At 72.1% G+C, this 20,568-nt stretch carries 12 protein-coding genes; 4 read left to right on the forward strand and 8 right to left on the reverse strand.

Annotation, left to right across the window (positions count from 1 at the left end):
* The first annotated feature begins 359 nt into the window (after positions 1-359).
* Positions 360-2,837, forward strand: a complete 2,478-nt coding sequence (locus ACH4NX_RS33995; RefSeq protein ID WP_398129780.1) for a beta-glucosidase — start codon at positions 360-362, stop codon at positions 2,835-2,837.
* A gap of 150 nt (positions 2,838-2,987) precedes the next feature.
* A complete protein-coding gene (locus ACH4NX_RS34000) occupies positions 2,988-4,256 on the forward strand; it encodes an ABC transporter substrate-binding protein (protein WP_398129781.1) in 1,269 nt (422 codons plus the stop codon).
* A gap of 1,376 nt (positions 4,257-5,632) precedes the next feature.
* On the opposite strand, the gene ACH4NX_RS34005 is transcribed toward ACH4NX_RS34000, so the two are convergent.
* From ACH4NX_RS34005 to ACH4NX_RS34040, 8 genes are all read right to left on the reverse strand, one after another.
* Entirely contained in the window at positions 5,633-8,968 is a 3,336-nt protein-coding gene (locus ACH4NX_RS34005; RefSeq protein ID WP_398129782.1) for an ATP-binding protein, read from the reverse strand.
* 71 nt (positions 8,969-9,039) lie between these two features.
* Entirely contained in the window at positions 9,040-11,925 is a 2,886-nt protein-coding gene (locus ACH4NX_RS34010; RefSeq protein WP_398129783.1) for an FG-GAP repeat domain-containing protein, read from the reverse strand.
* Complete coding sequence (locus tag ACH4NX_RS34015) at positions 11,925-14,483, reverse strand: S8 family serine peptidase (protein ID WP_398129784.1); 2,559 nt, start codon at positions 14,481-14,483, stop codon at positions 11,925-11,927. Before ACH4NX_RS34015 ends, ACH4NX_RS34010 begins: the two co-directional genes overlap by 1 nt.
* 88 nt (positions 14,484-14,571) lie before the next feature.
* The gene (locus tag ACH4NX_RS34020) at positions 14,572-15,573 is read right to left on the reverse strand and encodes a DUF389 domain-containing protein (RefSeq protein WP_398129785.1); all 1,002 of its coding nucleotides are present in this window, start codon (positions 15,571-15,573) and stop codon (positions 14,572-14,574) included.
* A gap of 130 nt (positions 15,574-15,703) precedes the next feature.
* On the reverse strand, positions 15,704-16,978 hold the full coding sequence (locus ACH4NX_RS34025; RefSeq protein ID WP_398129786.1) for a DUF2254 family protein: 1,275 nt from the start codon (positions 16,976-16,978) through the stop codon (positions 15,704-15,706).
* 8 nt (positions 16,979-16,986) lie between these two features.
* Positions 16,987-17,349 carry a SulP family inorganic anion transporter gene (locus ACH4NX_RS34030; RefSeq protein WP_398129787.1) on the reverse strand — a complete coding sequence of 121 codons (363 nt, stop codon included), beginning with the start codon at positions 17,347-17,349 and terminating at the stop codon, positions 16,987-16,989.
* A gap of 78 nt (positions 17,350-17,427) precedes the next feature.
* Positions 17,428-17,829, reverse strand: coding sequence for a DUF202 domain-containing protein (locus ACH4NX_RS34035; protein ID WP_398129788.1), 402 nt, complete (start codon positions 17,827-17,829; stop codon positions 17,428-17,430).
* A gap of 30 nt (positions 17,830-17,859) precedes the next feature.
* A complete protein-coding gene (locus tag ACH4NX_RS34040) occupies positions 17,860-19,761 on the reverse strand; it encodes an alkyl/aryl-sulfatase (protein ID WP_398129789.1) in 1,902 nt (633 codons plus the stop codon).
* A gap of 170 nt (positions 19,762-19,931) precedes the next feature.
* Between ACH4NX_RS34040 and ACH4NX_RS34045 the strand changes: the two genes are divergently transcribed.
* Both ACH4NX_RS34045 and ACH4NX_RS34050 read left to right on the forward strand, forming a co-directional pair.
* Positions 19,932-20,198, forward strand: a complete 267-nt coding sequence (locus ACH4NX_RS34045; RefSeq protein ID WP_398129790.1) for a hypothetical protein — start codon at positions 19,932-19,934, stop codon at positions 20,196-20,198.
* Between the two features lie 116 nt (positions 20,199-20,314).
* Positions 20,315-20,524, forward strand: coding sequence for a hypothetical protein (locus ACH4NX_RS34050; protein ID WP_398129791.1), 210 nt, complete (start codon positions 20,315-20,317; stop codon positions 20,522-20,524).
* Positions 20,525-20,568 lie beyond the last annotated feature (44 nt).

Here is a 20,568-nt window from a genome sequence, read left to right on the forward strand (position 1 = left end):
AATTTCAGGGCGCCATTAAAATTCCAAGGCAGGAACCTGCTGGTCAGGGCCTATTTTAAAGAGGAGGTCCCGGAGGGTTGACCTTGCATCGGAGGAGGCCATAGTTTCCAGCCTGCTGGGAAGAACTTCGTGGCCGAATACGGCCGTGGCGCCGAGAGTTCACCGTGGGACGCGGCGAGCACTCTGCCGCCGAGAAGTGAAAAAAGGGAAATGCGATCCCTCGGGGCTCCGCGACCACGCGGTTCTCCCAGAGCCCCATCGAGCCGAGGCCGGCCGTGACCTGACCCCTCGGCCGGCCTCACCTCCCCCAACCCGCGGCGGCGCGTCGTACTGCCGCCATCTCAGTCCGGAGAGCCGCTGTGAACCGACGAACGTTCCTCTCTGCCGCAGCCTTCACGGCCCTGGCCGCGAGCATGGCCCCCGCGGTCACCGACCGAGCGGTCGCCGCGCCGCGGTCCGTGGCGCAGGACCGGGCCGCCGAACTGCTCGCCCGCATGACGGCCGACGAGAAAGAGGCCCTCATACGCTGCGACTTCGCCGCCGTGGCCCACCTCGGCATCCCCGCCCTCACCATGGTCGACGCCTCTGCGGGGCTGCGCGGAGAGACGGGCGTCACCGCCTTCCCCGTACCCGTGGCCCAGGCGGCCACCTTCGACGAGGCGCTCGCCGGCCGGATAGGCGAGGCCATCGGCACCGAGGGCCGGGCCAAGGGGTACAACAACGCCCTCGGCCCCACCATCGACCTGACCCGCACCTGGCACTTCGGCCGTCAGGCCGAGGCCATGGGCGAGGACCCGGTGCTCGTCGGACGGCTGGGCGCCGCCCTCACCGTGGCCATCCAGTCCCAGCACATGGCGGCCACCCTCAAGCACTTCGCCGCCTACACCCAGGAAGTCAACCGCTTCTTCATCGACACCAAAGTGTCCGACAGAGCGCTCCACGAGTACTACCAGGCGCCCTTCCGTCGCGTGATCGCCGCCGCCCCCGCCACCTCGGTGATGATGGCGTACCCGAAGATCAACGGCACGTTCGCGACACGGCACACCGGCCTGTTCGACGACCTGAAGAAGGGCATGGGCCTCCAGGGCTACACCGTGCCCGACTTCTGGGCAGGGGACGACCAGGTCGCCGCCGCCCGGGCCGGCATGGACCTCGCCGGGCTCGGCCCCGGCGGTGTCCAGATCCCAGCTGGTTCCCTCACCGGCGGTGCGATACCGGCCGCCCGGCTCGACGACGCGGCCCGTCGCATCCTCGTCACCATGTTCGCGAACGGCCTCTTCGACCACCCCGTCCCCGCACCCGCCGGCAACGTCAGCACCCAGGCGCACAAGGACCTCGCGCACGAGGCGGCCGTCGCCTCGACGGTGCTCCTCGCCAACCGCTCCGCGGCCCTGCCGCTCACCAGCGCGGTGAAGTCGCTCGCCGTCATCGGCCCGGCCGGGTCCGACACCTTCACCGGCGTGTCCGGCTCCACGTACGTGGACCCCGGGACCTGGACCACCCCGCTCGACGCGATCCGGGCCCGCGCCGGAAGCTCCGTCAAGGTCACACACGCCCAGGGGACCAAGGGTGACCTCCCCCTCACCACGGTTCCCTCCACCGTCCTGCGCACCCCCACCGGGGCGGCCGGACTGAGGGCGAGCTATTACGCCGGTGCCGACGGCACCGGCACACCGGTCACGACCCGCACCGACACCACCGTCGACTTCACCGCCGCCCCCGTCGAGGGCCTGCCGCAGGTGTGGTCGGCCAAGTGGACCGGCACGCTGACGCCGACCACCACCGGCCTGCACCGCTTCTCCCTGCTGCCGTCCGGGACGACCACGCTGAAGATCGACGGTCGGACGGTCGTCTCCGGCACCCGCCAGATGGCCCGCTTCTTCCTCGGCCCCTACGACTACCCGCTCCAGGGAACCGCCGTACTGACCGCCGGACGCGCCGTCACCGTGGAGATCACCTACAACAACGCCACCGCGGAGCCCGGAACGTGCGGCCTGGCCTTCGGCTGGCAACCCGAGTCCCTCATCCTCGCCGCCGTGACAGCGGCCCGCGCGGCCGACGCCGCCGTCGTCTTCGTCAACCGGGTCGCCGGCGAGGGCATGGACCACGACGGATACGCACTGCCCGGAGACCAGGAGCAGCTCATCACCGCCGTCGCCGCCGCCAACCCCCGCACGATCGTCGTACTCAACACCGACGGCCCCGTCGCCACCCCCTGGCTGAACGACGTGGAGGCCGTCGTGCAGGCGTGGTACGCGGGCCGCGGTGCCGGAACCGCCATCGCCGCCGTCCTCTTCGGCGACAGCGACCCGGCCGGCCGCCTCCCGGTGACCTTCCCCACCGACGCCACTCAGGGCCTTGGCACCACCCCCGCCACCTACCCGGGCACGAACGGCACCGTCTCCTACGACGAGGGCATCGCCGTCGGCTACCGCTTCTACGACGCCAGGAAGCAGGAACCCCGCTTCCCCTTCGGCCACGGCCTGTCCTACACGACCTTCGCGCACGGCTCCCTGGAAGCCACCTACGACAAGGCCGCCCAGCAGGTCATCGTCGAGGTCACCGTGACCAACACCGGACGGCGCGAGGGCACAGAGGTCCTCCAGGTCTACGCCACGCTTCCCGCCTCGGCGGCGGCGGAGCCTCGCCGCCTGGTCGCGTTCCAGAAGGTCACCCTTCCAGCAGCCGGCTCCAAGCGACTGAGCCTGACGATCCCGGTCCAGGACCTCAGCGTCTGGTCGTCGGGCGCAATGACGCTCACCCCGGGTGTCTACACCTTCGCGACGGCGCGTTCCTCCCGCGCCGTCACCGCACAGCGTGCCCTCACACTCGGCTGACCACCGTCGGCCCCCTGGGGCGCGGGCGGCTCGTGTGACCGCTGCGCGGTCGAGTGAACGTCACACGAGCCGCCGCCGGCCGACCCAGCCCTGACACCCCACGCCTCGCGCCGGCCAACCTCATTCCTCCTTCCCGCCCGGAGACCGTCCGTGACACGCACCTCACACCTGCTCGGCCTCGCCATCAGCCTGGCGCTCGCGGCCACCACGACCACCGGATGCGGCCCGTTCGGTACCGAACAGGACGGGCCGGTCGAGTTGTCCGTCAGGGCAAGCGCCACCGACAAGTCCGCGATGGACGCCGTTGTCGCCGAGTTCCACCGCCTCAACCCCGACACACACGTCACGATCGACTACTCCGACACCGGCGACCTCCAGCAGAAACTGCCAGGCCAGCTCCGCGCGGGTGACGGCCCCGACGTGTTCACCGTCTGGCCCGGCAACGGCAATCCCGCCTCCGTCACCGCGCTGGTCCACGACGACCTGCTGGAGAACCTGAGCCTTCGCCGCTTCAACCTCACGATGCCCATAGGCGTCAAACCGGTCACTGACGTGAACGGCAGCACGTTCGCGGTACCTGTGACCTTCAGCGGCATCGGAACGGTCTTCTCCACGGAAGCTCTGGACGCCATCGGAGGAGCACCTCCCCGGACCTGGACAGAACTCCTGACCCTCTGTGACAAGGCCCGCGACCACGGCAAGGTCCTCCTCGCCCTGGGCAACGCCACCCCCTGGGTCACCCAACTCATCACCTACGCCCTGGTCGGGACAACCGTCTACGCCGACGAACCAGACTTCGACAACGACATGGAACTCGGCAAGATGACCTTCGCCGGCTCCGGCTGGCGAACCGCCCTGCGTAAATACATGGAGATGGACGAGCGCGGCTGCTTCAACGCCGACCCACTGGACACGACGTACGAGGAGACACTCGACCAGGTGGCCACGGGCCGGGCCGTGGGAGTCGTCCAGGTCGCGAGCGTACTGTCCGAGCTACGTGCCGCCGCCCCCGGCCTGACACTGCGCATGACCGCACTGCCCGCCACAGATGACCCCGACGACACACGGATGCCGGGTGCGGTATCGGCCGCCTATGGCCTCAACCCCGACACTCCACACCGCAAGGAGGCCCTCGCTTTCATCGACTTCCTGGGATCCGATCGCGGACAGAACCTGTACAACCGCTCCGGCGCCACCCTGCCCGCCATCCCGAACGCCTCCTTCACCGTCGACCCCGCGATCAGGGAGGTCGCGGAGCGGCAGAAGGCCGGAACCACCGTTCCCTTCATGGATCAGCGCTGGCGGAACTCCGCCGTCCAGCAGACACATTTTGCCCAGGTCGAAGCTCTGTTCTCCGGGACCACGGACATCGAAGCGGCCTTGGCCGCCCTCGACAAGGCTTATCGGGAGCGAACTTGAGGCAGGCATGGGTAGTGCATCCTTGAGGGCCGGTGAGCGGATATCGTCCAGACCTCGTCGCGACTCCACTCATTCCGGTTCGGCTTCCGATGACATGTCGTGCCCGGCCTTCACGACCAGCGCCCAGCCGTTCCTGTGTTTGAACGCAGTAACAGTCCCCGCTGTACGCACGAGTTGATCGCCGTGGCGCCGAGCACGATTGCTTCGCGGCCGAGCCACAGGGCGTGTCCCCGTAGGGGCTTTGCCGATGATCAGGCGCCATCACAGTTCGGACCGCCCGGGTCAGTGCCGGCTGCTCAGCACCTCACGACGCGGAAGGTGAACCACCATGACGAGTAGGACGAGTAGGACGAGTAGAAAGCACAACTCCCCCTCCGATACGGGTCCGCCGTTCGGCGGGAGGTCGTGCTGGCGTGGACACACACGGCGAAGTCCATGTCGCGGCCGTGATCTCCCCACTGGGTGAGGTCCTGGGAACCGAGTCCTATCCGGCGACGGCGGCCGACTACCGACATTTGCTCGTCTGAGCCAGCAAACGGGGCACGGCGCGCCGAGCCGGCGTGGAGGGCACGGGCACCTTCGGTGCGGGCCTGTCCCGTTATCCGCTCGCTCAGCAGATCCAGGTGTCCGAAGTGAACCGGCCCGACCGCTCGGCCCGCCGTCCGCTCGGCAAGTCGGACCCGCTCCGCGGTAAAGGCCCGCACCCAGGCGGTCAACCAGCTCAAGGCCGTCCTGGTCATCGCCGACCCCGCCCTGCGGGAACGGCTGTCGGGCCTCGGCAACGCCGAGCTGTTCCGCACCTGCGCGCGCCTCGGCCCACCCGGTGGTGAGGGAGACGAGGACGCGGTGGCCCAGGCCACCGCATGACGCTGCGCATGCTCGCCGAGCACCACGCCCCGCAGCTACTCGAACCGGTGGGCATCGGTCCGGACAGCGCAGTCACTGTCCTGATCACCATGGGGGACAACCCGGGCGACTGGACAGCGAGGCGTCCTTTGTCGCCCTTTGCTGAGTCAGCCCCACCGAGTACTCCGTGCGTCGGAGCACGCGCCGACTCAACTACGGCGGTGACCGCCGGGCCAACGCGGCCCTACACCGCATCGTGTTCACACGCCTACGGGTCGATCCCCGCGCCCAGGCGTATGACGAACGCCGCACCCAGGAGGGCAAGAGCCGGCGTGAACTTGTCCGACCCCTCGAGCGGTATGCCGCCCGCGAGGTCTTCAACCTGGTCAGACCGGTTTCCTACACCCCCGCGTTGTATGGGGCGTCCGAGCGGGACCGGAGCAGTGCCCCGGCGCGGCGAGTGCCGGGGACGGTGCAGAGGCGGATGCCGGTCCGCGCACGCGGATGGTGTGCGGAACGGTGCCCGGTGGTCACCGCGCCGATTCCGCCAGCTCGCGTGCCCACCTCACCCAGCGGGCCCCGGCCGGGTAGGGCAGCGCCCGCGCCAGCGATCGGGCACGATCCAGTTGCCGTGTGCCCTCCTCGGGACGCGAGAGCCGGGCGAGGGCTGCTCCGAGGGCTGCCCGGGCCTCCACCTCGGCGAGGCGCTCCCCCGTGCGACAGGTCCGCGTCACCTCGGTCCGTGCGAGGCTCAGGGCGGTCTCGGGGTTGCCGGTGAGGAGACGGGCCCAGGCGGTGAGGACGGGAGCGCCGTCCGTGTGACCGTCGAGGACGCGCAGCGCGTCCTCCGGGCGTCCGGTGTGCAGGGCGAGTTCGGCGCGGGCGGTGCGTGCTTCGTGCTCGGCCTGCCGGTCCCCCTGTGCGGAGACGACCCCCTCGGCACGGTCCAGAAGGATGGTGGCTTTCGTCGCCGCGCCGTCGCGTGCGTGTACGCGCGCCAGCGTCACCAAGGCGTACGGGAGACACCAGGCGTCGTACGATTCCGCACCCGCGACGGCCCGTCCGGCGAGGTCCCGGGCCGGACCGGGTTCTTCGAGCAGCAGCCACAGCTCGGCGAGATTGGCACGTTCGAACGCGGCGGCGGTCGGATCTCCGGACCGTTCGGACAGACCGAGGGCGCGGGTACCGATGTCCACGGCCTCGCGCAGCCGGCCGGCCCGGCGCGCGTTCTCCCGTGCCGTCGACAGGACCGAGCCGAGCAGTGTCGGGTCGCCGTACGCCTCGGCCGGTGCCAGCGCCAGGGCGCCCGCATTCCGGGCCTCGTCGAAGCGGCCGGCCAGGCCGAGGTTGGCCGCCCGCAGGGCGTGGGCGCGTGCCGTCAGTGCCTGGCCCGGCGCGTCGGGTACGAGACGGGCGGCCGTCAGGGCGTCCAGGGCGGCCTCCGCGCCGGCCCCGTACCGGCCCTGCACGCAGTGGACGACCGACCGGGCCAGGTGGTGGCCGGCCGCGGGGGCCGGGGCCGTGTCCGGTGTGACCGGATGCTCGCCCAGGGTCCGCAGGGCCGGGCCCGGGGCACCGGTCTTGACGAGGGTCTCGGAGAGCAGGGCCGCCGTGAGCACCGTGTCGTCGTGGTCCCCGCGCCGCTCGAATTCGGCGAGGGCCGGCCGCAGCGCGTCGGCGGCCCGCTCGAAGTGGCCCATCCTGCGCAGCACATGGGCGTGGGCCAGCCGGGCGCGGGCCGCGTCCACGTCGAGCCGGGCCAGCAGGTCCCGGTAGTAGCGGTCGGCGGTGTCGTTGGCGTACAGGCCGGCGGCGCGCTCGGCGGCCCGGCGCAGGTACTCGGCGGCCCGGGAGTCGTCGGCGCGCGTGTAGTGCGAGGCGAGGGCGTCGACGGCGTCCGGGCGGCGCTGGGCGATGGTGCGGGCGAACGCCGAGTGCAGCGCCCGGCGGCGGACCGCGCCGAGTTGCTCGTAGCAGGTGAGTCGTACCAACGGGTGCCGGAAGGCCAGTCCCGCCTCGGGTCTGCCGGCGACCACCACCTGCCGTTCCTCGACGAGGGAGGCCGCGACGGCGCGCTCAAGGGCCTGGGCCGCGGCCGCTCCGGTCACCGGCGGGAGCAGCCCGTGCGCGGCGACGTTCAGCAGCTCGGTCAGTGCCGCTTCGCCCCCGGCGACGGAGAGCGCCTCCACGACCCGGCGGGTGTCCGGATCGAGCCGTACGAGCCGGTCGGCCACGAGTTCCCGCACCCTCTCCGGGGTGACAGCGTTGTCATCGTCGACTGGGCCGCGGGCGAGTTCCAGGGCGAACAGTGGGTTGCCCAGGGACAGCCGCCACACCCGCAGGGCCCGGCCGTCGTCCGGTCCGGGGCCGGCCGCGTCGCGCACCACAGCGCGGCACGCCTCCTCGTCGAGCCGGCCCAGCTCCTCGCGTACGGCGAGACGCTGCCGCAGCAGGGAAGCGAGGACCGTTCGGCGCGGGTCGCCGGCGGCGAGCTCCTCCTCCCGGAGCGTCACGACGAACCGCAGCGCCGTTCCGCGTTCCCTTGCCCGCCGGGCGAGGTGCCCGAGGAGCTGGAAGGACCCCGTGTCCGCGGCGTGCAGGTCGTCCAGGACGACGAGTACCGGGCAGCGGGCGGCCAGGTCGGCGAGGAACATCGCGCCGGCCCGGAACAGCCGGTCGCGTTCCTCCTCCGGGCTGCGCTCGCCACCGGTGCCGACCCGGCCGAGCGAGGGCAGGAACGCGGCCAGTTCCGGGTACTCCGCGCCGACCCGGGCCCGTTCGGCGGCATCGTGTTCGGCGAGGCGGCCGTCGAAAGCCTCCGCGAACGCCCCGTACGGGGTGTGCCCTTCCGCCTCCTGGCCTCCGCCCCACAGGACGGCCGTACCGTCAGCGGCGGCCCGCCGTGCGGCCTCGCCGGCCAGGCGGGTCTTGCCCACGCCGGCCTCGCCGGTGAGCAGGGTGACGGGCGGTCCACCGGGCGCGAGCAGTCGGTTCAGGAGGTCCTCGCGGCCGCGCAGCGGCGGGGTCTCGGGGGCCGCCCGCAGCGGTGCGGGCAAAAGTGAGGCGGCGGGTACGGGGGCGGGGCCGGCGGCGAGCGCGGCGCGGTGCAGGCGTTCCGTCTCCGGGCCGGGCCGTACGCCGAGTTCCGTGTCGAGCAGTTCGCGGCACAGGTGGTACTGGCGCACCGCGCGCCGGCGCAGTCCCTGCCGCAGCCAGGCGTCGATGAGGACCCGGTGGGCGACCTCCTCGGCGGGGCTGGTGGCGAGGACCTCCTCGGCGGCCGAGGCGGCCTTGGCCGGGGCCCCTTGAGCGAGGTGCTGCTCGGCGAGGCGGAGCAGCAGGTGTTCGCGCAGCTGCGCGAGCTGCCCGCGCCGGTCCGCGGCCCAGGGCGCGTAACGGTCCTCCGGCAGCAGCTCGCCGGTGAACCGCTCCAGCGCCCGGGCCAGTTCCGCCGTCCGTCCGTCGGCCAGGGCCGCCCGGCCGACGACCTCGGCCTCGTCGGCGTCGATCCACACGGTCGCGGGGGAGAGGGACAGCAGTCCGCCGTCCGCGATCAGGTACGAGGAGGCCGCGCGCGGCGCGAGTTCGGGTTCCAGGGCGTGCCGGGCGGCGTGCAGGGCGACGCGCAGGCTGCCCGCGGCCGACCGCGGCTCGGCGTCGGGCCAGCACACCGCCATGGCCTGCTCGCGGTGGAGCCGGTGGCCGGGGATGACGGCGAGCAGTTTCACCAGGGCGCGGGCGCCGGGCCGCGGCCAGCGCTCGGCCGGAGCGGGACCGCCGTCGCGGGTCACCCGGAAACCGCCGAAGAGGTGCAGGCGCAAGCGCGGAGCGGTGGTGTCGTCACCGTCCGGAAAGCGCGCCTTCATGGGACCGCACTGTAATCGAACGTACCGGGTGCTCCCCCCGGGGGTGACCGGGGGGAGCACCGCCCCCCGGCTCAGGAGAGCTTGTACGTGGTGACCTGGTGGATGCCGTTGTCCTGGACCAGGTACCGGCCGCCGAGGTCCTCGGCGATCCGGTCCCGGCCGTAGTCGTCGCCGTTGAGCGAGAGCACCTCGTCGGTGCCGTCGCCGTCGAGGTCGGCGGCCAGATGGTTGCGTCCGCCCATGAGTCCGGCGCTGCCGACGCTCGGCGCGTAGGAGCCCGGGGTGTCGAAGACGTTCGAGTCCCAGGCGTAGACGCCGCTCTCCACGCCGCCGACCAGCAGCTTGCGGCCGCCGGGCCCGGTGGCGAAGCCGGCGGCGTAGGACTGCGGGACGGCCAGGACCGTCAGGTCCTCCTCACCCTCGCCGCGGAACGCCCGGAAGGACGAGGTGCCCGCCTGGTACAGCACGCCGCCGTCGGTGAAGAAGGCGTTGTGCGTCCACAGTCCGCCGATGACGGCGGTGTGCACGACCTCGCCGGTGCGGCCGTCGCGGATCTCCAGGTACTGCTGGAGGCTCACGGCGTCGGTGCCGCCGACCCGCCCCCTGAACGCCCACAGGTGGACGACGGCGTGGCCGTCCGCGTACGGGATCTCGGGGGAGGCGAAGGTGCCCCGGTAGGTCAGGGCGGCGTGGATCACGCCGTCGGTCGACGTGGACGGCGCCTCGGGTTCGGCCTGCCACTCGGCCTCGCCGGTCCCGGCGTTCAGAGCGACCGCTTCCGCTTCCGGGTCGGCCAGCTTGATCGCACCCGTCTTGGAGTACGAGGTGTGGACCCGGCCGTCGGCCACCGACGGATCGGCGAAGACGACCTCGCCGAGGTCCGAGGGCGCCGCGTACGTCCACAGACGGTGGCCGGCTCCGTCGTAGGCGTCGAGCGTCCCGGTCGGCACCAGCAGGTCCCGCACGCCGTCGCGGTCGAGGTCGGCGAGGGTGACGGAACGCACGAAGGCGCCGCCGCCGTCGACCGTGGTGAGCGTCCGGCCGGTGCGGCCGTCGAGGACGACGACGGCGGTGTCGGCGGCGACGACGATCTCGGGCCGGCCGTCGCCGGTGACGTCACCGGTCACCAGGTCGTGGACCGCGCCCGGCACGGTCGCCTGCCACAGTTTCTCGGGCCGCCCGGAGACGAGGGACGGCCCCGAGTAGGCCCACACGCCGTTCGAGGAACCGGCCATCACCACGTCCGACGTGCCGTCCCGGTCCAGGTCGGCGGCCTCGGCGTACCCGATGTCGGCCTGGAGCGGTGTCACCGACCGCTGCTTGCCGTTGCCCAGCTGGAAGGTGCGGACGTTCTCGCCCTGGTCGACGACCCGGATCCGGGTGCTGTCCCCGTTCCGTACGACGTCCTGGTACATCGGCGAGGCGTCGGTGCCCCTCTCCTGCCACTTGACCGCGCCCTTGGCGGAGAACACGGTGAGCGCCGCGAGGCGGCCGCCGCCGACGTTCTCGGACGCGCCGATCTTCTCGTCGTTCTCCCCGGAGGCGATCAGCCGGCCGTCGGCCATCGCGATGCGCCAGACGCTCGCCCCGTTCTGGAGGTTGCCGGGGTCCCGCTTGAAGGTGTGCGACCACAGCGCCGAGCCGGGGGCGTCGCCGTCCAGCGCGCGGACGGTGGCGGCGTTGACGTACAGGTTGTTGTCCAGCGACGACTCGGAGACCGCGTACTCGGCGCCCTCGCGGGAGTCGAGGGCGCCGACGGCCAGGGCGGTGGGCAGCACGTTGACCCGGCTGTCCAGCGTTTCGCGCCGTCCGGAGTCGAGGTCGTACGCGGCGATCTCGTAGCGCACGCCGTCCGTGGGGTCGGCCTGCTCGACGGCGACGATCCGGCCGCGTCCGGCGTCCAGGCGGAGCTGACGGCTGTAGAGCGCGCTGTCCGCGGACCAGGCGACGGTGCCGTCCGCGGTGTCGAGGAGAAGGGTGCGGCCCAGACCTTCGGCGTCGTCGGTCCTGGCCCGGTCCCAGGAGACGACGGCCTTGCCCGTGCCGAGGTCCTGGAGGTCGCCCCAGTTGACGGACCCGGTCTCCCCGGTGTCGTACGTCCACGTCGACGCGGGCGTCAGCGTGCCGTCGGCCAAGGAGAAGCGGATGCCGGTCAGCTTCGCGGTGTCGGCGGCGGGGGAGTTGAGGCTCATCCGCGGGGCGTCGGCGACCAGCAGGGTGCCGTCGACGATCCGGACCGCGGAGGCGTAGTCGTACAGCTTCGACCACAGGGTCTTGCCGGTGGTGCCGTCGACCACGGTGACGAAGGTGCCGGTGGGCAGTGAGGAGCCCGGTGAGGTGAACGGGCGGTAGGGAACCGCGCCGACGCTCGCGGTGAAGACCAGGTCGTCGGTGCCGTCGCCGGTCAGGTCGCCGGTGGAGTACCCGTGGTCGGACGTGGGCGAGAACGGGGAGACCGCGTTGTAGCCCATCAGGATGCGGGCCGGGTAGGGCTCGGTCTGCCAGGGGCGGAGCGGCTTCACCTGCCAGTCCGCGTACAGGGAGCTGTTGGTCCGCTCCCACACCGCGTCGCCGTCGGCGGTGCGGCGCTGGACGCTGCCCAGGCCGGTGAGGGCGAAGTAGTCGCCCTTGCTGCCCACGGACACGGTGGCGCCCATGCCGCGGACGCCCTCCAGGGTGGAGGTGGGGGTGAAGGTGACCGGCGTGGAGGCGTCGGCTGCCGTGGTGGCGGCCGCGGTGTCCTGCTCCGGTGTCTCCCGCACGTCGCCGTAGGCGTCGAGGGTGACGCGGGCGGCGAGCTTCTCGGCCTGGGCGGCGCTGAGCCGTCGGGCCTCGCCGTCGCCGGTGGCGTCGCCGGTGCCGGCGGCCAGGGCCGGCGGGGTGGCGGTCAGGCACAGCCCGGCCGCGACCAGGACGGAGGCGAGCCGCAGGGCGCGCCGGGGGTGGTCGGTGGTCATCACTTGGCTCCCTGGGAGAAGCGGACGGCCGAGCCGTCGGCGAGCACCGGCTGGTCGTGGGTGTACTGGAGGGCGTCGGTACCCGTCTGGTTCTGGAGGCCGACGGTGGCGCCCGCGCCGTGGTCGGGGACCTTCTTGTACTGGAGGGTGACGGAGCCCGTGGCCTCGTCGAAGACGGCCTCGAAGGTGGCGCGGCCGGCGGTGCCGGTGGCGTGGGCGACGTTGTTCCAGACGATGGCGAAGGTGCGGTGGCCCGCCTTGCCGGTGGTGGCGGTCTGCACCGACGACTTCTTGTCGAGGGCCAGGTCGTCCCAGAGCACGGCGATGAAGCCGTTGGGGTTGTTGACCGTGGGCAGCGCGGTGTTGGCGTAGTCGCCGACGCGCGGGGCGAGGAAGTTGAGCATGCCGTTGGTGGTGACGGATGTGCTGGTGTAGGACACCCCGTACAGCCGCACCGGGAAGGGCAGTCGGACGGTGGTGGCGTCCTCGTCGCCGCTGAGGGCGACCTTCTCCTTGCCTGCGACCCACGAGTAGGCGGCCGGGGCGCAGGTGGTGCCGGAGGCGTCGGACCGCGCGGGCACCCGGACGTCCTTCGTCAGGCCGGCGGCCGTGACGGTGGCGGTGCCGGTCCAGGTGCCGTTGCACAGCGCGGGCTCGGCGGGCGTCACGGTCAGGGTGTAGGCGCCCTCGGCGACCTCCGGGATCGTGTACGCGCCCGCGTCGTCCGTGGAGACTGCGTCGACGGGGACACCGGGCAGCTCGACGCGGGCGTCGGCCAGCGGGGCGCCGGTGACGTCGAGGACGGTGCCGGTGACCCGGTGCGAGGCGACCGGGATGAGCGCGAAGTCGCGGCTCAGGGCCTGGCTCACGCCGACCTCGATCTCGGCGGGGGCGGCGTCCGCGTAGCCGTAGCCGCTGACGGTGAGGCCGTAGGTGCCGGGCGTGAGAGTGAGGCGGTAGCCGCCGTCGGCGCCGGTGGTGACCGTGCGGGCGGCGCCGGTGGTGTCGGTGGCCTTCACGGTGAGGCCCGCCAGAGTGGCGCCGGTGTCCGTGTCCGTGACCGTGCCGGTGACGGTGCCCGCGGTGTGCGGGGCCCGGTCGACGGAGGCGAGGATGTCGAGCCTGCCTTCGCCCCACACGTTGTTCATCCCGGCGGTGCCGCCGCAGTGGGTGTCGTCGGCGTCCCGGGCGCCCTGGCCGAGCAGCTCACGGGTGGCGTCGATGTCGCCGATCAGCGACGGGGCCGCCGACCACAGCAGCGCCACCGCGCCCGCGACGTGCGGGGTCGCCATCGACGTACCCGATGCGACGCTGTACGCCGAACCCGGCCAGGTCGAGCGGACGTCGACGCCCGGTGCCGAGATGTCGGGTGTGGCGGAGCCGTCCACCAGGGACGGTCCGAAGCCGGAGAAGGAAGCGATCGCGCCGTCCGCGTCGTAGGCGCCGACCCCGTAGGCCGGGGCCTGGGCGCCGGGGGCGTGGGCGGTCGAACAGGTCGTGCCGTCGCCGTCGTTGCCGGCCGCGAACGCCTCGAAGATGCCGGCCGCGTTCCACGCCTCGATGATGTCCTGGTAGAACGTCGTGTTGCCGCCGCCCCAGGAGTTGTTGACGATGTCCGGCGCCAGGTCGGGGCGCGGATTGCGCCCGTTGCGGTCGGTCGGGGCCAGGACCCATTGGCCGGCCTTGAGCAGGTACTCGTCCGAGCACTCCGAGGACTCGCAGCCCTTGGCCGCGATCCAGGTGGCGTTCGGTGCCACCCCGACGCCGTTCTTCCCCACCATCGTGCCCATGGTGTGGGTGCCGTGGCCGTTGTTGTCGCAGGGGACGCCGGAGATGCCGCACTGCCCGGTGGGGTCGTACCAGTTGTAGTCGTGGGCGAAGGTGCCGTCGCCCGCGGTGCCGCGGTAGTTGGCGACCAGGTCCGGGTGGTCGTACTGGACTCCGGAGTCGATGTTGGCGATGACGATGCCCTCGCCGCGGTCCTCGTAACGGTCCCAGACCTGGTCGGCGTTGATGTCGGCGACGCCCCACTCGGGGGCGGTCGCGGCCGTGCCGGTGTCAGCGTCGGTGCGAGAGGCGGTGACGCGGGAGTCGTCCGGCGTCGGGTCGTCGAGGCGGTAGTGCTGCTCCTTGACGATCCGTGCCACGTCCGGGCGCTCGGCCAGCTCGGCGACGAGCCTGTCGTCGCCGGTGACCTGAACCGCGTTGGTGATCCAGTAGTCCTGGTGGCCGATCTTCTTCTTGTCGAGGAAGGACCGGAGCGGGCCCTGGGTGTCCTCGGCCGTCGCGCGCAGCTCCTGGAAGGCGGCCTTGCCCTTCGCCGCGTGCGAGCCGCGGGCGCGGGCGCCGGTCAGGTCGGCCTGGTCCTTCAGGACGACGAAGAAGGAGGACTCGCCGCCGTCGGCGAAGGCGGCGGTGAGCGCGGGGTCGACGGCGGCCGCTGTCGTGGCGCCGTCGGCCGCGGTGGCGGGTGACGGTCCGCTCAGTACGGCGGTGGCCACGAACACGGCCGCCATCCAGGGCGCTCGGTGCCGCCACGGCGGTCGGGACAGGTGCATCGGGGTGCTCCTCCGCAGGAGGGTCGGGGGAGCCGGGACGCTAGGCGGAGGCCGTTACTCGGGTATTACAGACACCGTCCGAAGGGCCTCATCCACCGACCTTGCCGGCCGTGATCTGCCGGCCCCGTGTGCTGTCGACCACGATGGGGATGCCGTCGGGGAGGTGCCCCTCCAGGCTGTTGAGCAGATCTTCGATCGGGGGCAGGTCGCTGGGACCGCGCACGTGGATGTACAGGGTGCGGGAGCGTGCGTCGACGCTGGTGACCGTCGCGCCGGGGCTGTGCGAGAGCCACCGCTCGGCGGCGCTCTCGGCTCTGAGGGTCCAGGTGTTGAGCAGGACGGTGACGACCGTGTTGGCGCCCAGGGGGAGCAGGACGGCGGCGAAGAGCAGTCCGAGCATGACGTGGGCGCGGCGTGGCCTGTGGTGGGTGCGCCGTCCGGCGGTGTGGGTGTAGCCGAGGGCGGTGAAGACGCTCATGCCGGCGAAGACGAGGGCGAAGAGGTTGGACAGGAAGAGCACCAGGGCGCCCAGCGCCGGCCACCATGCCGCCTGGCCGGCGCAGACGCCGGTGACGACGAGGGGTGGTACGAGGGAGATCGCGATGGCCACGCCCGGCAGTACCGCGGCGACGTCCTTGCGGGCCAGTGCCACGGCGCCGGCGAAGCCCGTGGCCAGGGCGGAGATCAGGTCGAGCAGTCCCGGTGATGTCCGGCCCGAGACCTGGCTGTTGGTCAGCAGGTCGTAGGACTGCGGCACCACCAGTGAGGCCACCGCCCCGACCAGGATCACCAGCAGGCACCCGAGGGCCACGAACGCGGCGGCGGTGGTGCGGCGGCGCTGTACGGCACCGAGGGCGATACCCATGATGGGCGTGGAAAGCGGGGCGATGATCATCGCCCCGATGACGGTGGCGGTGGAGTCCGTCAGGATGCCGCCCGCCGCGATGACGGCGGACAGCGTGAGCATGGTCCAGAAGGCCGACTGCTTCGACCGGCTGTCCCCGGACGAAAGATCGAGGTCCTGCTGGAGGTCGTCCAGAGATCGGCGTTGCCGGTCCGGCAACACTTTGGCGCGGAGTTGGCCGGGCATGTGCTCAGTATCGGGAGCGGGGCGGCCTCCGCCGGGCAGCAACACGATCCCGCCGGTCGGCGTCGCGGTGTGGTCCGCGGGGTGTCCCCCCGGCCGGTTCCGCCCGGGCCGGCTGCTGAGCGCCCGCGGGTCAGGCCGGGCCGCCCAGCCCCTGAGGGTCCTCGATCGCGGCGATGTCGGTCAGGGCCGGGGTGGGCAGTGCGCGGACCGTGTGGTCGAGGGTGGCGCGGAACGGGGTCAGGCTGGTCGCGCGGTGGGAGGGGAGCGTGCAGGCCAGAGCGGCGAGGAGGGCGCGCAGGCGGCGGTGGACCTGGAGGGAGTCGGCGCCGTAGAGGACGATCTCGGCGAGGGCGAGGTCCAGCAGGGCGTGCCAGTCGGGGCGGCTGAGGGTGAGGCGGTCGGTGCCGTCCTCGTTCCGGAAGACGATGGTGCCCAGGGTGCGGTGGGCGAGGCGCAGCAGGGCCGATTCGATCTGGTCGAGGGCCTGGACGGCGGTGGTGGGGTCGTTGACCGCGGGGGAGAGCGCTCTGATGGCGACGTCGACGAGGAGACGGAGGCCGTAGGCGGGGTCGTGGTCGATGCGACGGGCCGGCCCGAGGCGCACGGCGCGGGTCAGAGAGCGCACGGTGGCGTCGGAGGTGGCGGGGGAGACGCGGAGCAGTGGCGCGCCGGGTTCGACGAAGCTGCCGACGGCGACGAGGCAGGTGACGTGGAGGTCGAGGCGGCCGGCGACCGCCATGATGGCGGGGGCGTCGATGTGCTGGACGATGCCGCCGTACGGTGCGGGGATCTCGGCGGTGTCGGTGTCGGTGTCGGTGTGGGGGAGGAGTGTGGGGCCGGTCGAAGAGGGCGGGGTTTGCGGATCGTGCCACTCGTGGTCGAGAGCGGTGTGCAGGAGCTGGCCGACGGCCCGTACGAGGCCGCCGCCGGTGACCAGGTCGCGCAGTCCGGCGAAGCTGCGCAGAATCGCCGCGGTGGACAGGACGACGAAGACGATGGCCAGGGTGACGGACAGCCGGGGCGCGTGGTCTTCGCGGACCTGGGCGAGCACGACCAGGGTGTAGACGGCCGTGCCGGTCAGTGCGCCGAAGAGCACCAGTGAGCGTTCGAAGTAGCCAAGGACTCCCGCGAGTCTGGGAGACATGCTCTGCACGGACTGGATGACGAGGGTGACGGCGGTGAGTACGAATCCGGTGAGGGTGATGGCGCCGGCGGCGATGGCGCCGAGGGTGGCCTGGGCCGTGGCCGGGTCGTAGGTCAGTCCCCCCAGGGAGTGGGAACGTTCCGCGCGCGGCAGCCACCAGCCCAGCAGGGCGCCGCCACCGGCGAGCGCGACCGCCAGGCCGCGGTTGGGCCAGGTTGCCTTACGGCGGCGATGGAGTGCCGTGGGGCGGGGGTGTGGCATGTCAGTCGTCACTCCTGTCGCGTCGGCGACCGGGGGCCCGCGACCGCGGCGGACAGGCCCCCAGCGTGCCGCGGGTCGAAGCTCGCGTCGGGGACGGTGGCGTGGGACAGCACTGCCGCCGCCGACATGACCCCGACGGTCAGGAACCGGGAACGGTCCAGCGGCGCGTAGGAGACCAGCGCCACCGGCGCGGCGTGGAAGGCGTTCTGCGGCGATACACCCGCGATCTGCGCGTACGCCACGCACTCGGGCACCATCAGAGCCCACGCCGTCAGGGTGCCGAGCACATGGCCGTGTGCCCGGCCGCCGCGCGAACACCCCAGGCCCGGCAGCGCCGGGAACCGCGTCGTCCCACCGGGACGTTCGGTCACCTGCGTGTCCTCCCTCCGCGGAGAGACGTGCCGCGCCGGCTGCCGCACACCACCCGCCTCCTCGTCGCGGCCGGCCGTTCAGGGCGCCAGGGCCGTGACGGCGACGACGAAGCCGGCGAGGACCAGCAACGCGAGGGTGAAGAGCGGTGCTCCCGGGCGCCGGCCCGGTGGTTCCGGTCCGCTGATGCGGCGCTGGCGTGTGCGCCACTGCACGAAGCTGGCGACCACCATGGCCATGGCCAGCGTGTTGAGATAGGCGCCCAGCGCCAGGCGCAGACCACGCGGGGTGAGGTCGGTCAGCTTGACGACGGCGAACGATGCGGCCAGCAGGGCCAGCGCGGTGCGCAACCACGCCAGCAGGGTGCGCTCGTTGGCCAGGGTCGTCCGGTCGTCCGGTTCCCGCTGCCGGGAACCGCCGTCCGACGGTTTGCCCTCCTCGGACGGTCCGTCCCGGGCCGGAGGTACGGCGTCTCCGGGCATCTGTGTCTCCCTTGTGTCGCAACCGGGGGTTCAGGGAGTGACGATGGCGAAGTCCGGATCGGGGTCGGTGAGGTGGCCGAGGAGTTCGGTGAGCCTGCCGGGATCGCCCGACACCTCGGCGCGGCCTTGGCGGGCGAGGTCGGTGAGGTCGGCGCTGCCGAGGAGGAGGGCGCGCAGGTCGGCTTCGGTCAGGGCGATGTCGGCGTCGGGGTCGCGCCCGGCGGGTGCCGCTCCGGTGGAGTGGACCAGGACGCCGTTGCGCAGCCGCAGCGTGATGGGGTCGGCATCGCGTACCCGGAAGCGGATCGCGAGGTCGGCGTGCCAACTGCGAGGGCCGTCCACACGAATCGCCAGGGAGTCGAAGAGCTGGTCGAGGGAGAGCGCGCGCATCAGGTCCGGGGAGGCGGTCACGGTCGGGGTGCCGACCAGGCCTTTGCGCAGTTCCAGGGCTCCGGTGAGGTAGAAGTTGCGCCAGGTGCCGTTCTCGCTGCCGTAGCCGAGCTGTTCGAGGGCGTCGGCCTGCAGGGCTCGTGCTTCGGTGTTGTCGGGGTCGGCGAACAGGACGTGGTTGACGACCTGGGCGACCCAGCGGAAGTCGCCTGCGGCGTAGGAGTCGCGGGCACGGCGCAGGACGGCGTCGGCGCCGCCCATGAAGTCGACGTAGCGGGAGGCGGCTTCGATCGGCGGATGCTCCCACAGGTGGGCCGGGTTGCCGTCGAACCAGCCCAGGTAGTGCTGGTAGATCGCCTTGGTGTTGTGGTTGACCGAGCCGTAGTAGCCGTGGGTGTGCCAGGCGCGTTCCAGGCTCGGCGGCATCTGGATGGTCTCGGCGATCTCCAGCGGAGTCAGGCCCTGGTTGAGCATGCGCAGGGTCTGGTCGTGCAGGTAGGCGTACAGGTCCCGCTGCTCGGAGAGGAAGGCCAGGACGCGCTCGCGGCCCCACGTCGGCCAGTGGTGGGAGGCGAAGGCCACGTCGACGCTGCCCGCGAACAGCTGGATGGCCTCGGTGAGGTAGCGGGCCCACACGTGCGGGTTGCGGACCTGGGCGCCGCGCAGGGTGAGCAGGTTGTGGAGGTTGTGCGTGGCGTTCTCGGCCATGCACAGCGCGGCGCGGTCGGGGAAGTGGATGTTCAGTTCCGCCGGTGCCTCGGTACCGGGGGTGAGCTGGAAGGTCATCCGGATGCCGTCGACGGTCTCGCTCTGCCCGGTGCGGGTGACGTCCAAGGTGGGCGGGATCAGCCCGACCGCGCCGGTGGAGGTGCTCTGCCCGAGCCCCGCACCGATCCGTCCGCGCTCACCGGCGGGCAGGGCGGCCCCGTACATGTAGGCGGCGCGGCGGCCCATGGCCGTCCCGGCGTACACGTTCTCGCTGACCGCGTGCTCCAGGAAGCCCTCCGGGGCGATGACCGGCACCCCGCCGTCGACGTCCTCCTGGCTCACCACCCCCTTGACGCCGCCGAAGTGGTCGACGTGACTGTGGGTGTACAGCACGCCGGTCACCGGCCGCTCCCCACGGTGGCGCCGGTACAGCGCGAGGGCCGCCGCGGCTGTCTCCGCGCTGATGAGGGGGTCGATCACGAGAACACCGCGTTCGCCCTCGACGATCGTCATGTTCGACAGGTCGAAACCCCGGACCTGGTAGATGCCCTCGACCACCTCGAACAGGCCATGCCGGGCCACCAGGCGGCTCTGGCGCCACAGACTGGGGTTGGCGGTGTCAGGGCAGTCCCGGTCCAGGAAGTCGTACGCGGTCAGGTTCCAGACCTCGTTGCCCTCACCGTCACGCACCACGGTGTCCTCGGCGGTCCCCACGAACCCCCGGCGGGCGCCCTCGAAATCCTGGGTGTCATCGAAGGCACCGCGCTCACGGACCTCGGCGTTCCGCGCGGCGATGCCGGGTTCCGCGGCTCGGGGCTCCTCGTTCTCGGCCATCGCGTGTTCTTCCTTCCGGGCGGCGGCGCTCGTTCCTGACACAGTCCCTCAACGTTCCGCCAAGGCCGCGGTGGCAGCCAGCGCACGCCGCCGTTCGGGGCACCTCGGGCAGGCGGGGAAGCGATGGCGGAGTACGCCCCATCACCAGTAAGCGGCACGAAGGGACGTTCGTGCCGCCCAACAAGATCACCGTGAACGAGTGGCTGGATCAGTGGCTCGTGATGAAGGCCGAAGACCTGGAGCCGACCACGGTCTACGACTACCGGGTGACGCTGGATCGTGTACGCGGGAAGCTCGGGAACGTCCGGCTGCAGGAACTCACGGAGGACCACGTGGTGGCGTGGATGCGGTGGGCTTTCCATGGAGGCCGTGTGCGGGGCGGGAAGGCGGGAACGGGTCTCGGCATCACCTCGGTTGACATGGCCTGGCCAGACTGAAAGAGCCCTGAACCGCGCTGTCACGCGGTTGTCCAGCCATGGAACGCCTCGTAGGTGGGTGCCTTCGTCGCTGCGATGAAGGGTGCCGCCTGTTCGCGCCGCTGCTGCTGTCCCAGATGGGGCTCCGTCCGGCGGAGGTCTGCGGACTGCGGTGGTCGGACATCGACCTGGACGCGGCCCCGCTCGGCATCGCCAACACCGGGACCATGATGGGCAACCGCACGGTGGTGGAGAAGGACACGAAGAGCATGGCGGGTGCGCGTGTGTTGCCGCTCCCGAGCCTCGTACGGGAGGCGCTGAAGCGGTTCCGCGCCACGCAGGCCTGACAGGGCGGCTGCGTCGGCTCTCTGCGGGCATCGACGGGAGGCGA

Source organism: Streptomyces sp. NPDC017225, assembly GCF_044331465.1.
Taxonomy (GTDB): Bacteria; Actinomycetota; Actinomycetes; order Streptomycetales; family Streptomycetaceae; genus Streptomyces.

Coding starts and splice junctions, on each gene's coding strand:
- ACH4NX_RS34005 (WP_398129782.1), bottom strand. CDS start 8,968: ATGAAGGCGCGCTTTCCGGACGGTGACGACACCACCGCTCCGCGCTTG.
- ACH4NX_RS34010 (WP_398129783.1), bottom strand. CDS start 11,925: ATGACCACCGACCACCCCCGGCGCGCCCTGCGGCTCGCCTCCGTCCTG.
- ACH4NX_RS34015 (WP_398129784.1), bottom strand. CDS start 14,483: ATGCACCTGTCCCGACCGCCGTGGCGGCACCGAGCGCCCTGGATGGCG.
- ACH4NX_RS34020 (WP_398129785.1), bottom strand. CDS start 15,573: ATGCCCGGCCAACTCCGCGCCAAAGTGTTGCCGGACCGGCAACGCCGA.
- ACH4NX_RS34025 (WP_398129786.1), bottom strand. CDS start 16,978: ATGCCACACCCCCGCCCCACGGCACTCCATCGCCGCCGTAAGGCAACC.
- ACH4NX_RS34035 (WP_398129788.1), bottom strand. CDS start 17,829: ATGCCCGGAGACGCCGTACCTCCGGCCCGGGACGGACCGTCCGAGGAG.
- ACH4NX_RS34040 (WP_398129789.1), bottom strand. CDS start 19,761: ATGGCCGAGAACGAGGAGCCCCGAGCCGCGGAACCCGGCATCGCCGCG.
- ACH4NX_RS34050 (WP_398129791.1), top strand. CDS start 20,315: ATGGGGCTCCGTCCGGCGGAGGTCTGCGGACTGCGGTGGTCGGACATC.